The following is a 15,377-nucleotide window of genomic DNA, read 5'->3' as shown; positions in this document are numbered from 1 at the left end:
ATCACTTCATCTGCAGCAACGCGTTTCCGGCGCCTGATACCGCTTGCAGGCCATGCCCTGCGGTGGCATCAGAGTCCGCGTTTTGCTGGACTCATCACCAACCTTGCACTGCAACAGGCACCGCTGCTGCCGCGGCTATTCCAGCGCATCGCTGGCGCGGAATTCGGTGGAGCGTCCGCTGAGTTTCAGAAAGGCCAGCACCGCCAGCCCAATCAGCATCCATGCAGTGCCGCCGAGTTGCGCATGCGCGTCTGCATTGATCAATACATAGGCCAGGATGACGATGCCGACCAACGGCACCACGCCATGCAGCACGCGGCGCCCCTCGGCGCGGAAGTGCCACAACACCGCGACATGCAGCAGCACGAACGCAGTGAGCGCGCCGACATTGCACAGCGACGACAGCAACGCGATCTGGCCAACGAACACTTCGCCCAGCACCATGCTCAGGCCCGCCACCAGCAAGATCGCACGCTGCGGCACGCCGGTGCGCGGGTGGATGTAGCGCAGGAACGCCGGTAACTGGCGGTCGCGCGCCATCGCGAACAACAGGCGCGATGTAGCCGCCTGCGCCACCAGCGAATTGGCAATCGCCGCGCTGATCGCCACCGTAAGTGCAATGACGATCTGCAGCCACGGCCCGGCGATCAGGCGGCCGATTTCGAAGAACGCATCGTTGGATGCCTGCGCGCTGGGATAGCGCTGCAGGGTGGGCTGCAGCAACGCCGCCAGCCAGGTCTGCAGGACGAACAGGCCTGCCACGATCAGCAACGCCAGCAAGGTCGCACGCCCTACCACGCGGTTGCCGCCGCGCGCTTCCTCCGACAAGGTGGAGATCGCATCGAAGCCGAGGAACGACACCACCGCCACCGACAACGCGCTGAAGATCAACTGCGGCGAAAACGCCTGCGGGTTGTAGAACGGGCGCCAGCTCCAGTGCGCGCCGTTGACGCCGCGCTGGATCGCCAGGGTCGCCAGCACCACGAACACCGCCAGCACCACCAATTGCGCAAGCAGAAAAAAGCGATTGGCACGCGCGGTGGTTTCGATGCCGCGTAGATTCACCAGGGTGTTGAGCACCACGAAGAACGCGATCCACGCCGGCTGCGGCACCGCCGGCAATACGTTATGCATCGCATTGGCGCCGACCACGTACAGCAGGGTCGGTACCAGCAGATAGTCGAGCAGGATGGCCCAGCCGGCCAGAAATCCCATGCCGCTGCTCAGCCCGCGCCCCACATAGGCATACACCGAGCCGGCCACCGGAAATGCCTGCGACATCTGCTGGTAGCTCAGCGCAGTGAACAGCATGGCCACGAAGCCAACCAGGTAGGTCAGCGGCACCATCCCGGCGCTGATGTCGAACACGCCGCCGAAGATCGAAAACGGCGCCGTCGGCACCATGAAGACCAACCCGTAGATCAGCAGATCCTTGAGCGTGAGCTGGCGCTTGAGCTCCTGTGCGTAGCCAAAGCGTTCCAGCGTGGCCGCATCGTCGCGGCGGGGGGTGTCGGTCATGCAGGTGTCCGCTGAAAGGAATGCCGGCGCACAGCGCAGGCGCTTGAAGGACCTGAACGCCGATGCGGCGCTGCAGCCATGTGACCGGCATTGTGACGATAATGTGGCCGGCAAGCCCATCCATTGGTAAAAGTGCTAGGTTTTCCATGCTGCTTGCCAGTTGCTGGCAAACATCGGTACCCAAGGACTCACCATGTTCGACACTCTGGCCAGCCTGGGCCGCGATCTGCAGGTGCTGCATACGCTCAACAGCTGCCTGGATCGGGTGTTTCGCGACGTCTGTGCACTCGGTTTCCAGTCGCTGGTCTACGACTACGCGCCAGTGCCGCTCAGTATGGAAGGTGCGCTGATCACGCCCACCGTGTTCATGCAGCGCAATGCGCCGGGCGATATGCAGCATGTCTGGTGCGAGCACGGCTACTACCAGCATGACCCCGTTCAGCAGCGTGCAGCGCGGCGCACCACTCCGTTCGTGTGGTCGTACCGCAACGACGGCAACCGTGCAGGCGTGGAATACGTGGGCGGGCAGCACCGGCAAGTGACCCGGTATCTGTGCGACAGCGGCATGGGAACCGGTGTCACCGTGCCGCTGCATCTGCCCGGTGGCGCGTTCGCCACTTTCAGCGGCGCGGTCGATGCCGGCGCTGCAGAAGCACCGCGCCTGGCCGAGGCGCAGCTGTTGCCGTTCCTGCTGCTGGCACACGCCTTCCAGGCGCGTGCGCAGGAAGTGCTGGACCCACAGGAGCGCCGCTGCCACCACATTGCATTGACCCGTCGCGAGCGCGAATGCCTGCAGTATTCGGCCAAAGGCCTGACGTCCAAAAGTATCGCGGCGGCACTCAACCGCTCCACTGCCACGGTCAACCTGCATTTGAATTCGGCCGCCCGCAAGCTGGGCGCCCGCAACCGCGTGGAAGCAGTGGTGCGCGGGATGCACTATCGCTTGCTAGAGCCGTAAGCAACGCTGGCCGGTGCCTGCGGTGCCGGCACGCTGGCGCAGCAGGTACTCCGAATCGGCGTTACGCCACGCAATCCTGGTCCTCGTGCGCTATTCGCACGCTTTCGCCAGTGCATCAAATCGCGAGCGCTGGTGTCGCATGCCTGACAGCTCCAACGTCGGCGACGTTGCGCGCGCGAGATAGTTACGCTGATTCGAAGCGCACGGTTCGATCGAGATGCGAAGTGGCGTCGTGCGATGCCTTGCGGCATGCGGCGACGCGCAGCCTGCGGTCGAACTGGTCTTCCGCCAGCGCCAACCGCGTCCCCGGTGCATCCAAACCTGTGAGATTTGCCAGTTAACGCCAGTCGGCGCCGTCGCTAAGCTCAAGGCTCATTATTGCCGCAGGCAGGCGCAGGTCATGCAGTGCACTGAGGGTTACGTCGAATTTCGCGGTTATCGCACCTGGTACCGCATCACCGGCGACCTGCGCGCGGATGCCTGCCCGTTGCTGGTGCTGCATGGCGGCCCCGGGTGCACCCACGACTACGTGGACAGCTTCACGGACCTGGCGGCCAGCGGCCGTGCGGTGATTCATTACGACCAGCTCGGCAACGGCAACTCCACCCATCTGCCCAACGCCGACCCAGGCTTCTGGACGGTTGGGCTGTTTCTGGACGAGCTGCAGACGTTGATCGCGCATCTTGGGGTTTCGCAGTACGCGTTGCTGGGCCAGTCCTGGGGCGGGATGCTGGCGGCCGAACATGCAGTGCGCCGTCCTACCGGCCTGCGTGCGCTGGTGATCGCCAACTCCCCCGCTTCGATGGGTTTGTGGCGTGCTGCGGCGCTACGTTTGCGTGCACGGCTGCCCGAGGACATCCAGGCCGCGCTGGACGAGCACGAAGCCGCCGGTACGCTGGACCATCCGGCCTACCGCGCCGCCAGCCAGGTGTTCTACGCACAGCACGTGTGTCGCGTCGTGCCATGGCCTGCCGAAGTGGCACGCACCTTTGCCGCCATCGATGCCGACCCGACCGTGTATCACGCCATGAACGGCCCGACCGAGTTTCATGTGGTGGGCAGCTTGCGCAACTGGAGCATCATCGAGCGCCTGCACCGCATCACCGCGCCCACACTGGTGCTTTCTGGCAAGTACGACGAAGCCACGCCGGAAACCGTCGAGCCGTATGCGCGGCTGATTCCGGATGCGCGCTGGCATGTGTTCGCCAATTCCAGCCACATGCCGCACGTGGAAGAACGCGCGGCCTGCATGCGCCTGGTCGGCAACTTCCTGGACGATCAGACACCCTGGCCCGGTGGGCAGATGGTGCGTTCTTCGGCGCTGGTCAATCGCGCTGTTTGAGTGCGCGGTGTGCGGACGCTGACGTTCGATATGCGTGGTTTGCGATTCTTCACCATTGCGATCTCTGAGTGCGTCCGACGTTGAGCGGACCGTGCGGCATGCGGACGAACACGCAGACAGCTGCTTGATTCGACGGCGTGCTGATTGCTGGTGCAATCTGTTTGCGTGCGCCGTCGCGCACCACGTGCAGCGTCTTCGCCACCGTAGGCTTGCAATGTAAATGCACGCGAGCGTTCTGCTGCTGTGCAGCAACGCTGCAAGCAACCTGCAGAAGCCCGCGAGAAACCGGGCGACACGCATCGGCGCGTCTTTTCCGGTGCACGTGTTGTATTGCTGCGCTGCAAATTCGCTGCGTCGCAGCTGTCATCGCCAGGCGCATGTGCAGCTCATGCCCGCAATGGCGACCAGTACGCAAGCACCACAGGCGTGAAGTGGCAAGCATCCACGCAGGTGTGCGTGCTCGAGCACACGCACCTGCAGCACAGGCATGCCTGCACCAGCGCAGACGCGCATCGATCAAGCACATCCATCGCATCTCGCCGCAATGCCGTGTCCTGTCCCGGCTGTCCTGTGCTGTCTCTTTTGCATGTCCCGCAAAGAGAACACCGTGGTGCGTCAAACTTTCAGTGATGGATAATTGTTTTATGTTTTAAATCGCGCGAAGAATGCGGCCCCCACGCACCGCTTTGTCGTTGTCGTTGCCACTGCGCAGACGGCACGCATCGCTTATCGACTTCTTTGGGAGAGGCTGCATGACTAGCAAGATGCTCCAGGGCGCGCTCGCGCTTGCGCTATCCACGTGCGCAGCAAGCGCCATCGCCGGCCCGGTCGGGTACGGTGCGGCCACCACCGGTGGCGGCAACAAGACACCGGTCAACGTGGCAACGTTCGAAGCCATGCAGGCCGCCATCGACAGTTATTCCGGCAGCGGTGGGCTGGTGCTCAACTACACCGGCAAGTTCGACTACGGCACCATCAAGGACGTCTGCGCGCAGTGGAAGCTGCCGGCCAAGACCGTGCAGATCAAGAACAAGAGCGATGTCACCATCAGGGGGGCGAATGGCTCGGCGGCCAACTTCGGTCTGTGGGTCGTGGGCAACGCCAACAACATCATCATCCAGAACATGACCATCGGCCTGCTGCAAGGTGGCGAAGATGCCGATTCGATTTCGCTGGAAGGCAACTCCAGCGGCTCGCCGTCCAGGATCTGGGTCGACCACAACACCGTGTTCGCCTCGTTGACCAAATGCTCCGGTGCGGGCGATGCCTCCTTCGATGGCGGCATCGACATGAAGAAGGGCGTGCACCACGTCACCGTGTCCTACAACTACGTCTACAACTATCAAAAGGTCGCGCTGAATGGCTACAGCGACAGCGACACCAAGAACTCGGCCGCGCGCACTACGTATCACCACAACCGCTTCGAGAACGTGGAATCGCGCGTGCCGTTGCAGCGCCGCGGCTTGAGCCACATCTACAACAACTACTTCAACAATGTGTTTACCTCGGGCATCAACGTGCGCATGGGCGGCGTGGCGAAGATCGAGTCGAACTACTTCGAGAACATCAAGAACCCGGTGACCTCGCGCGACAGCAGCGAGATCGGCTACTGGGACCTGATCAACAACTACGTCGGCAGCGGCATCACTTGGGGCACGCCCGATGGCAGCAAGCCCTACGCCAATGCCACCAACTGGGTGAGCTCCAAGGTGTTCCCGGAATCGCTGGGCTACACCTACACCATCACCCCGGCCGCGCAGGTCAAGGCCAAGGTGATCGCCACGGCGGGTGCGGGCAAGAACCTGGCCGAGTGACCGGCAGCGCGTAGTGGCAGCAACCTACATCCCCGGCCCGCCCGGGGATGTGGGTTTACGCAGTCAACAATGTGATCAGTTCGGGCATCGACGTGCGCACGGGCGGCGCGGCGAAGATCGCGTCGAACTCCTTCGAGAACATCAGGAAACCGCTGACCTCGCGCGACAGCAGCGAGATCGGCCACCGGGACCTGCAGGCAAGCGGCAGCACGTCCCGGCAGGTGGCCGAGCGTTGCCTGCTGCAAGTGAGGGCAGGGCACGCTTTCGTGGCGTCGCCACTCCTTCGCCACTCCTTCGCCGGGCCGGCGTCAAGAGGCGCGGCAGGCGCCGCGACGCGGTATCGTGTGGCGATTCCATTCGTTCAAACCCGTCCATGCCGCTTCCGACCGATCCCGTTGCTGAGACCGCTGCGTCCGCCGCGCCTGCACTGCGCCACGCGCTGAAGCCGCGGCAATTGATGATGATGGGCCTGGGCACGGCGATCGGCGCCGGGCTGTTTCTCGGTTCCGGCGTGGGGATCCATGCGGCCGGGCCGGCGGTGCTGATCTCGTACCTGATTGCCGGTGCGTTGGTCATCATCGTGATGAACGCGCTGGGCGAAATGGCGGCCGCCAAGCCGGCCAGCGGCGCGTTCTCGGTGTACGCGGCCGATGCGATGGGCCCGACCGCCGGCGCGACCGTGGGCTGGTTGTGGTGGTTCCAGGTGGTGGTGGTGATTGCCGCCGAAGCCGTCGGCGCCGCCGGCCTGCTCGCGACCGTCTGGCCCGCGTTGCCGGTGCCCTTGCTGGCGCTGCTGTTCATGGCCACCTTCACCGCGATCAATCTGCTGGGGGTGCGCAATTTCGGCGAGTTCGAATTCTGGTTCGCCATCCTCAAGGTTGTGGCGATCATCGTGTTCCTGTTGATCGGTGTGGCCTTGCTGGCCGGCTGGTTGCCCGGTGTGGTGTCGCCGGGGTTGTCCAACTTCACCCAGAACGGCGGCTTTGCGCCGAAGGGCCTGGCCGGTATCGGTTCGGCCTTGCTGGTGGTGGTGTTTGCCTTTGGCGGCACCGAGATCGTGGCGGTGGCCGCGGCAGAAACTGCCGACCCGGGCCGTAGCCTGGCGCGCACCATCCGCACCGTGGCCTGGCGCATCCTGGTGTTCTACATCGGCTCGATCAGCGTGATCGTGGCGGTGGTGCCGTGGACCAGCGCCGCGCTCAGCTCGCCGTTCGCTGCCGTGCTGGAAGTGGCACGCATTCCCGGCGCGGCCACGGCCATTACCCTGGTGGCGGTCGTGGCGTTGCTGTCGGCGCTCAATGCCAATCTGTATGGCGCCTCGCGGATGATCTTCTCATTGGCCCAGCGTGGCGAAGCGCCGCGCTTGCTTGGCAAGACCAGCGGCGAGCAGGTGCCGCTGGTGGCAGTGATCGCCAGCGTGCTGTTCGGTTTTGCCGCGGCGGCGCTGGAGCTGCTGTATCCCAACAAGGTGTTGCCGATGCTGCTCAACATCGTTGGCGCCACCTGCCTGCTGGTGTGGACGATCTCGCTGGTGTCGCAGCTGATCCTGCGCGGCCGCGCCGACCGCGCCGGCATCGCGTTGCCGTTCCGTATGCGCGGTTATCCGTTTCTGACGGTGTTGGCGCTGGCGATCCTGGCGGTGATCTTCGTGCTGTTGGCCAGCTCGGCCGACACGCGCGCGCAGTTCCTGTCGATGGTCGGTTTGACCGCAGCGTTTGCGTTGTTCAGCGAGCTTGCACGGCGGATGCGTCGCCAGCACTGAACATCCACAACGTTTGGTTGCAGCGCGCTGGCGCGCGATGGAGCGGCGCCGGTAGTCCGGGGTCAAACGCTGAGTGAGTGAGCGCGCAGTGCTCTCACCGCTTGCGGGACAGGTCGTGCACCCACCCTTGCGGAACCGTTGGTGGCATCCAGGCCACCAACGGTCCCGCAAGCGGCGATGACACCGCGCCAGACAGTTGGTCGGTGGTTGCGTTAAAGCTGCTTGTAGCGCGCTGCGCATCAGGTGTTGAGCCTGCGCGTCATGATCGAACAATGCGCATTAGTCACGGCCCCTACCGTGCACACCGACCATCTCGACTGGTCCTTGCCCGCCTACCGTCGCGGGACCTTACGCGGCATGGATGCCGCGTAAGAGCCTACACGGACGTACTTGCGGCGTGTCCCGCGATGGTGGGCGGGCAAGGGCCCTGCAGCAAGCGCAAAGATGTCGAGTGCGCGGTGCCCTCACCGCTCGCGGGACACGCCGTTAACCCGTCCATGGGGGCTCGGTGGCGGCATCCATGCCGCCAACGGTCCCGCAATCGGTAAGGACACCGCGCCAGACAGTTGGTCGGTGGTTTTATGGAAGAGCGAAGACACAGCTTCACCAGTTTGCTGATCGCTTGTCGAAACCTGTGCGCACCGACCATCTCGACTGGTCCTTGCCCGCTCACCGTCGCGGGACCTTGAGCGGCATGGATGCCGCGCCAGAGCCTCCAGGGACGGATTGACGGCGTGTCCTGCGATGGTGGGCGGGCAAGGGCCCTGCAGCCAACCCGCAGATCAGCGTGCTTGCAGCCAGACCGCTGATCAGCCAGCCCCCAGCCGACCGGCATGACGTAGTTTTGTCAGCCGCTCCAAAGCGCAGAAGCGACGTTTTGCCGCAGATGCGACGCCGTGTCGCATCGGGAACGGGCCCGACCGTCCCTATCATGATCACGTAGCGCGGCAGCGCCACATCGACCACCGCAGCGTCTACCCGGCGATCGATGTGCGACCTGCACGCTGACGATTAACCCCACTTTTCCTTGAGGGATCTCCATGGATGCCTTGCTGTTGTCACGGATCCAGTTCGGGTTTGTCATTGCCTTCCACGTGCTGTTTCCGGCATTCACCATCGGGCTTTCCAGCCTGCTGGCGTTCCTGGAATGGCGCTGGCTGCGCACGCGCCTGCCGGTCTGGCGCGAGCTGTATTTTTTCTGGCAGAAGATCTTCGCCGTGTCGTTCGGCATGGGCGTGGTTAGCGGCATCGTGATGGCGTTTCAGTTCGGCGCCAACTGGCCGGAACTGAGCCGGATTGCCGGGAGCGTGATCGGGCCGTTGCTGAGCTATGAAGTGCTTACTGCGTTTTTTCTCGAGGCCAGCTTTCTGGGCGTGATGATGTTCGGCTGGGGCCGCATTTCCGAGCGCCTGCACTTCTTTGCCACCTGCATGGTGGCGCTGGGTACGCTGTTTTCCACCTTCTGGATTCTCTCGTCCAACAGCTGGTTGCAGACGCCGGCGGGCTTCGAGGTGATCGACGGCATTGTGCATCCGGTGAACTGGTTGCAGATCATCTTCAATCCCTCGTTTCCGTATCGGCTTGCGCACATGGCGCTGGGCTCGTTCATCACTACGTGTTTTGTGGTGGGCGCAGTCGGTGCGTGGTACCTGCACCGCGGCGTGCACCGCGAGGCCGGGCTGCGCATGTTCAAGCTGGCGGTGGCTTTCGCCGCCATCACGGTGCCGCTGCAGATCTTCGTCGGCGACATGCATGGCTTGAATACGCTCAAGCACCAGCCGATGAAGATCGCCGCAATGGAAGCGCACTGGCATGCCGAGCAGCCGGGCAAGGGATTTCCGCTGGTGGTGTTTGCGCTGCCCAACACGCAGGCCGAACGCAACGATTACGAGGTGGCGATTCCGCGCCTGGGCAGCCTGATTCTGACCCATAGCCTGGAGGGCAGCATCGCGCCGCTGACCTCGGTGCCGGCCAGCGAGCGTCCACCGGTGACGCCGGTGTTTTTCGCCTTCCGCATCATGGTGGGAATCGGTTCGTTGATGTTGCTGGTGGCCTGGGTGTCTGCATTCGCCTGGTGGCGCGGCAAATTGCTGCAGTGGCGCTGGTTGCTGGCGACCTGGCGCTGGATGTTGCCAAGCGGCTTCATCGCGCTCATTTCGGGCTGGTTCGTTACCGAAATCGGCCGGCAGCCCTACGTGGTTTATGGCCTGTTGCGCACCGCCGATGCAGTGGGCCCGCAGTCTGCGCTGATGACCGCCATCTCGCTGGCGGTGTATGTGGCTGGCTATGCGTTCGTATTCGGCTGGGGCATCTGGTACCTGGTCAAGATCGGCAAGATCGGGCCGACCCCGCACGACGCCCCGCAGCTGGACCATGGCGAACACACGCCCGCACGCCCGCTCTCTGCGGCCGACGAACCGATCGATGGAGCCGCATGATGGACATGACAAGCGTGTTGCCGGTGGCGTGGTTTGCGGTGATCGGCTTCGGCGTGCTGATGTACGTGGTGCTGGACGGGTTCGTCCTGGGCATCGGCATCCTGGCGCCGTTCCGCAAGGACGAAGCGCAACTGGATTTGATGATGAACACCGCCGCGCCGATCTGGGACGGCAACGAAACCTGGCTGGTGCTGGGCGGGGCAGGGCTGCTGGCGGCGTTTCCCAAGGCGTATGCGGTGATCTTGTCGGCGCTGTATCTGCCGGTGTTGTTGATGGTGATGGCCTTGGTGTTTCGTGGCGTGGCGTTCGAATTCCGCTTCAAGGCACATCGCTCGCGGCGTTTGTGGAGCAACGCCTTTGCGGCCGGATCGATCCTGGCCACCTTCGCGCAGGGCGTGATCCTGGGCGCGCTGGTGCAAGGCTTGCCGATCGAGAACGACCGCTATGTCGGCGGTATCTGGGGCTGGTTCAGCCCCTTCGCGATGCTGACCGGTGCCGCCTTGGTGTTCGGTTATGCGCTGCTCGGCAGCACCTGGCTGATCCTCAAGACCGAAGGCCATGTGCAGCAGCTGGCGCGGCAGTTGAGCCGGCCGTTGACCCTCAGCGTACTGGTCTTCATCGGCCTGGTCAGCGCGTGGCTGCCGTCGTTGCAATCGCATGTGATGGATCGCTGGTTCAACGATGCGCATTATCTGTGGTTGATGCCGGTGCCGGTGCTGGTTGCCGTGGTGGGTTATGCGCTGTGGCGCGCGGCCGAGCCGGGGCGACCGGACACGGCGCCGTTCCTGCTGGCGATGGGCTTGTTCGTGCTCGGGTTCCTGGGCCTGGTGCTGGGCATGTGGCCGTACCTGGTGCCGCCGGTGTACACCATCTGGCAGGCTGCCGCGCCGCCGTCGTCGCAACTGTTCGCGCTGGTGGGGTTGGTGATGTTGCTGCCGCTGATCCTGGGCTACACGGTTTGGTCGTATCGGGTATTTCGCGGCAAGATCACCGCCGAGACCGGCTACCACCATTGATGGCAGCGGTTAGCGGTCGTCGCTTCGCGTCTGCGCGGGTCGCGCTTACCGGCAGGCGCAGCGCGCGATGACCCTGGATCGGTGCCGGCATGATCAGGGCCGGGGTTCGCCCGCTGCAGCGATCCCCATGCGGCTGAGCGCGCGGGGATCGCGCCCAACCGCAGTACGCTCAGCGCAGGCGCTGCTTGAACATCCACTCCCACATCGCCGGGTCCGCATAGGTCGCGTCCCAGACGTTGTGGTTGCCTTGGGGATATTCGCTGTAGCGCAGGTTGGCGCCCATGCCTTTTGCGGCGCGGTACAACGCGCGGTCGTCGTGCGGCGGCACCGAATCGTCCTTGGCGCCATGGAACATCCAGATCGGCACGTGCTTGAGTTGCGTCACTGCCGCGGTGTACGGGTCCGCTTCCTTGGCCACCAGGCTCACGTACAGCGTGCGGCGCTCATCGCGCGGTGCCTTGAGCGCGCCACAGATCGGCACGATTGCGGCAAACCGTTGCGGCTGCATCAGCCCGATTTCCCAGGCGCCATAGCCGCCCATCGAAATGCCGGTGAGATACGTGCGCTGCGGATCGGCGCTGAACTCGGCGCTGGCCGCATCCAGCGCGGCGATCGCCATGCGCGCGTTGATGCCCAGCCATTCTTCGTCGTCGGGCACTTGCGGCAGCACCACCAGTGCGGGAAATTCGGCGGTGTGTTCGCTCAGGTAAGGGCCCACGCCGACTTCGGCCTGATCGCGTCCGTTATCGCCGCGTTCGCCGGAGCCGTGCAGAAACAACACGATAGGCCGTGGCTGCGGCGCCTTGGCGGCCGGCACAAACACCTGGTAGCGGTAAAGCCGCCCCTCCAACTGCAGGGTGCGGGCGACAAAGTGGCCGCGCCGCCCATCGTGCTGGCGCTCAGCCATGCTGGAGCAACCGGCGAGCACCAGCGCAAGAATTCCAAGTAAGACGCAACGAACGATCACGCAGCACTCCCCATCGATCATCAAGCCGCAGTATCGCCGCATGCAGGTGCGCTGGCACGTGGCGTTGCGGCGAGCGCCGGGGATGCGCGTGCCGCCCTTCATTCTCGCTTGCGCGTGCATGCGGTCGGGCGCACGCGCTCACGGCATCAAGATCAACGTGGCAAGGCCCAGGAAGCTCAAAAAGCCCATCACGTCGGTCAGCGTGGTCAGGATCACGCCACCGGCCAGGGCCGGATCGAAGCCCAGCCGTTTGAGCGTCACCGGCACCAGCACGCCGCCAAAGGCAGCGGTCAGCATGTTCAACGTCAGCGCAGTGCCGATCACCAGCGACAGCATCGGCTGGCCGAACCAGGCCAGCACGATCAGCCCAAGCCCTACGCCCAGACACAGCCCATTGATCAGCGCAACGGTGAGCTCCTTCTTGAGCAGGGTCATCACGTTGGACGAGCCGATCTGCCCCAGCGCCAGGCCGCGCACCATCAGCGCCAATACCTGGGTGCCGGCATTGCCGCCCATGCCGGCCACGATCGGCATCAACGCCGCCAGTGCTACCAGCTTTTCGATGGTGCCTTCGAAGCGGCTGACCACGCTGGAAGCCAGAAACGCGGTGCACAGATTGATGCCCAGCCAGATCAGCCGGCGCCGGAATGCGCGCCGTGCCGGGCTGAACATGTCTTCGTCTTCGTCCAGGCCGGCCGCGCTCATGGCCTGGTGCTCGGCCTGCTCGCGGATGATGTCCACCACGTCGTCGATGGTGATGCGGCCGAGCAGGATGTTGTTGTCGTCCACCACCGGCGCCGAGATCCAGTCGTGGTCGGAGAAGCGCCGCGCCACTTCGTCGGAGCCATCGCCCACGTCGATGGCGGGCTGCTCGTCGTCGATCAAGCGATTGACCGGCGTACTGTCTTCGTGAGTCACCAGTGCGGCCAGCGACACGCGGCCCAGGTATTGATGGCGGCGGCTCACCACGTACAGATGGTCGGTATGGTCGGGCAGCTCGCCGCGCAGGCGCAGGTAGCGCAGCACCACATCGACATTGACGTCCGCGCGCACCGTCACCACGTCCGGGTTCATCAGGCGGCCGGCGGTGTCTTCCGGATACGACAGCACCTGTTCGAGCCGCTCGCGGTTCTCGCGGTCCATCGACTTGAGCACTTCGTCGATGACGGTGTCGGGCAGGTCTTCGACCAGGTTGGCCAGATCGTCGATGTCCAGGTCTTCGACCGCCGCGACGATCTCGTCGGTGTCCATGTCTGCCAGCAGGCTTTCGCGCACTTCATCGCCGACGTGCAGCAGCACCTCGCCATCGTCCTCCGGGTCGACCAGCCCCCACACCACTTCGCGTTTGCCGGGCGGCAGCGATTCGAGCAGGTTGCCGATCTCCGCCGGCGCCAGCGTGTTGACCAACCGACGTACCGGCCCTAAGCGTCCGCTATCCAGCGCGTCGGACAGCAGGCGTAGCTGGCGCGCGGTTTTGTCGTGGCGGACGGCTTCGGCCATGCGCGGCTCCCCGGAAGAGTGGACGCGTCGTCAATCGAAGACGCGGTGCTGGATCAGCACGGTATTATCGCTTGCGCATGGTGACGAAACATACAGTGCCGCTCGCACGCTGCTCGAACAGCAGCGCCGCAATCGCGCATCCAACCCAGGAGAGCCATCGCCAGGCAGCGAGCAATAGCTGAGCGGATGCAGCTGGCGGCACACTGCCGGTGTCAAGGCACGAGAGCTGCCGTGCCCAACGCACGCTGTTTTTCGCTGGCGATGCTTGGCGCGATGCAGCTCGGCGCAGCGTGTGGGTCGTGCGGGTCGCCGCTAGCGCAGCAGCCCCTGCGCATTGCCCGCCAACCACTTCTCGATGCCCTTGCGGTCGCGGGCGCGCAGCAGTTTTTCGCCCTGCACGCGCAACTCGCCCAGATGGATATCGCGCACCGCGCGGCGCACTTCCAGCAAGGTGGCCGGATGCAGGCTGAATTCGGTGAGCCCCAACGCCAGCAACATCGGCACGAAGCGCGGGTCGCCGGCGATCTCGCCGCACACCGCCACCGGCTTGCCGTAGGTGCGCCCGGTGGCGATCACCTGCGCGATCAGGCGCAGCACTGCCGGATGCAACGGCGAATACAGCTCGCCCAAGGCCTCGTTGTTGCGATCCACCGCGAGCAGGTACTGCACCAGATCGTTGGTGCCGATCGAGAGGAAATCGATGTCGTCGATGAAGCAATCCAGCGCCAGTGCCGCCGCCGGCACTTCGATCATTGCGCCCAGCGGAATGTGCTCGGCGATCTCGTGGCCTTCCTCGCGCAGCTGCGCGGTGAGCTTCTTCAACTGCTTGCGCAGCAGCAGGATTTCTTCGCGGCCGCTGACCATCGGTACCAGGATGCGCACCGGCCCGTAGCCGGACGCACGCAGGATCGCGCGCAACTGCGTCTGCGCCACCGCCGGCCGGGCGAGCGACAGGCGCACGCCACGCAGGCCCAACGCCGGGTTGTCTTCGTCGCTCAAGGTCAGGCCGGTGCGGTCGGCCTTGTCGGCGCCCAGATCCAGCGTGCGGATGGTGACCGGGCGGCCGCTCATGCCCAGCACGGTGTCGCGGTAGGTGTGGAACTGTTCGTCTTCGTCCGGCAACTCGTTGCGCTGCAGGAACAGGAATTCGGTGCGGTACAGCCCCAGCCCGCTGGCACCCAGCGCATGCGCTTTTGCCACATCTTCCAGCGATTCGGCATTGGCCAGCAGGGTGATGTCGACGTTGTCGCGCGTGCGCGTGGGCTTGGAGCGCAGCCGGCCCAGCTCGCGTTGTTCCTTGGCCAGCGCGCGCAGGCGTTCGCGGTAGTCGCGCAGGTGCTCGGGGGTGGGGTCGACGATCACCTGGCCCGAGCCGGCATCGACGATCAAGACATCGCCATCCTCGATGCGCTGCACCGCATCGCCGACGCCCACCACCAACGGCAGGTGCAGGCTGCGCGCCAGGATCGCGCTATGCGACAGCGCACTGCCGGCGGTGGTAACGATGCCGACCACCCCTTGCGCCTGCAGCTGCGCAAGCTCGGAGGGCGCCACGTTGTCGCAGACCAGGATCTCGCCGGCCACGCCCTTGAGGTCGGGCGCGCGCTTGTGCAGGAACGCATGGATGCGGCCGATGACGTGATCCAGGTCGTCCATGCGGCTTCTGAGGTACGCATCCTCCATGCCGTCGAACACCGCCGCCAGCCGGTCGCGCTGTACGCGCAAGGCGTAGTCGGCACTGTAGCGGTGGGTACGGATCAGCTCATCCAGGCCTTGCAGCAGCTCCGGGTCGTCGAGCAGCAAGGCATGCAGCTCGAGAAATTCGCCGACTTCGCGCGCAAGTGCGCCATGCAGGCGATCGCGCAGTTGCTGCATTTCCACCCGTGCCGCTTCGATGGCGGTGTGCAGACGCTGCAACTGCGTCTCCACCTGGTTGGCGGGCACGCGTTGTTCGGCCACTTCCAGCGTATGGCTCTGGCGCACGCGTGCGCGCCCAAGCGCGTTGCCGCGCGCCGCGCCGTGTCCGCGCAGGCTCACGCGTGGCCCGGGCGCAGCCGCGCCG

The 15,377-nt window shown here is 64.7% G+C and carries 12 protein-coding genes; 6 read left to right on the top strand and 6 right to left on the bottom strand.

Annotation, left to right across the window (positions count from 1 at the left end; translation table 11 throughout):
• Positions 1-135: 135 nt before the first annotated feature.
• Entirely contained in the window at positions 136-1,518 is a 1,383-nt protein-coding gene (locus A7D16_RS09610; RefSeq protein ID WP_064632062.1) for an APC family permease, read from the bottom strand.
• A gap of 193 nt (positions 1,519-1,711) precedes the next feature.
• Between A7D16_RS09610 and A7D16_RS09605 the strand changes: the two genes are divergently transcribed.
• Both A7D16_RS09605 and A7D16_RS09600 read left to right on the top strand, forming a co-directional pair.
• Entirely contained in the window at positions 1,712-2,476 is a 765-nt protein-coding gene (locus A7D16_RS09605; RefSeq protein ID WP_064632115.1) for a LuxR family transcriptional regulator, read from the top strand.
• Between the two features lie 400 nt (positions 2,477-2,876).
• On the top strand, positions 2,877-3,818 hold the full coding sequence (locus tag A7D16_RS09600; RefSeq protein ID WP_064632061.1) for a proline iminopeptidase-family hydrolase: 942 nt from the start codon (positions 2,877-2,879) through the stop codon (positions 3,816-3,818).
• 49 nt (positions 3,819-3,867) lie between these two features.
• Here the strand turns inward: A7D16_RS09600 and A7D16_RS23035 are convergent, their stop codons facing one another.
• Positions 3,868-4,197, bottom strand: coding sequence for a hypothetical protein (locus A7D16_RS23035; RefSeq protein ID WP_153043148.1), 330 nt, complete (start codon positions 4,195-4,197; stop codon positions 3,868-3,870).
• A gap of 373 nt (positions 4,198-4,570) precedes the next feature.
• Here A7D16_RS23035 and A7D16_RS09595 point away from each other — a divergent pair, with 373 nt between their 5' ends.
• Positions 4,571-5,632, top strand: coding sequence for a pectate lyase family protein (locus A7D16_RS09595; RefSeq protein ID WP_064632060.1), 1,062 nt, complete (start codon positions 4,571-4,573; stop codon positions 5,630-5,632).
• 55 nt (positions 5,633-5,687) lie between these two features.
• On the opposite strand, the gene A7D16_RS23615 is transcribed toward A7D16_RS09595, so the two are convergent.
• A complete protein-coding gene (locus A7D16_RS23615; RefSeq protein WP_162577192.1) occupies positions 5,688-5,843 on the bottom strand; it encodes a hypothetical protein in 156 nt (51 codons plus the stop codon).
• Positions 5,844-6,005: 162 nt separating this feature from the next.
• On the opposite strand from A7D16_RS23615, the gene A7D16_RS09590 reads away from it, so the two are divergent.
• From A7D16_RS09590 to cydB, 3 genes are all read left to right on the top strand, one after another.
• Complete coding sequence (locus A7D16_RS09590) at positions 6,006-7,394, top strand: amino acid permease (protein WP_064632059.1); 1,389 nt, start codon at positions 6,006-6,008, stop codon at positions 7,392-7,394.
• A 1,040-nt stretch (positions 7,395-8,434) separates the two neighbouring features.
• On the top strand, positions 8,435-9,832 hold the full coding sequence (locus tag A7D16_RS09585; protein ID WP_064632057.1) for a cytochrome ubiquinol oxidase subunit I: 1,398 nt from the start codon (positions 8,435-8,437) through the stop codon (positions 9,830-9,832).
• Positions 9,832-10,848 carry a cytochrome d ubiquinol oxidase subunit II gene (gene cydB / locus A7D16_RS09580; RefSeq protein ID WP_064632055.1) on the top strand — a complete coding sequence of 339 codons (1,017 nt, stop codon included), beginning with the start codon at positions 9,832-9,834 and terminating at the stop codon, positions 10,846-10,848. The genes A7D16_RS09585 and cydB overlap by 1 nt, the downstream gene beginning before the upstream one ends.
• 169 nt (positions 10,849-11,017) lie before the next feature.
• Here cydB and A7D16_RS09575 read toward each other — a convergent pair whose 3' ends face one another.
• From A7D16_RS09575 to ptsP, 3 genes are all read right to left on the bottom strand, one after another.
• Positions 11,018-11,836: a carboxylesterase family protein gene (locus A7D16_RS09575; protein ID WP_181920545.1), complete on the bottom strand. Its 819-nt coding sequence runs from the start codon at positions 11,834-11,836 to the stop codon at positions 11,018-11,020.
• Positions 11,837-11,953: 117 nt separating this feature from the next.
• On the bottom strand, positions 11,954-13,315 hold the full coding sequence (gene mgtE, locus A7D16_RS09570) for a magnesium transporter (RefSeq protein ID WP_005993208.1): 1,362 nt from the start codon (positions 13,313-13,315) through the stop codon (positions 11,954-11,956).
• 312 nt (positions 13,316-13,627) lie between these two features.
• Positions 13,628-15,352 (bottom strand): phosphoenolpyruvate--protein phosphotransferase, encoded by a 1,725-nt coding sequence (gene ptsP / locus A7D16_RS09565; RefSeq protein ID WP_064632053.1) that lies wholly within the window; start codon positions 15,350-15,352, stop codon positions 13,628-13,630.
• Between the last annotated feature and the right edge of the window lie 25 nt (positions 15,353-15,377).

Origin of the sequence: Xanthomonas nasturtii, assembly GCF_001660815.1 — a bacterium.
Classification (GTDB): Bacteria; Pseudomonadota; Gammaproteobacteria; order Xanthomonadales; family Xanthomonadaceae; genus Xanthomonas; species Xanthomonas nasturtii.
This window is presented reverse-complemented; position numbering and strand designations above follow the sequence as displayed.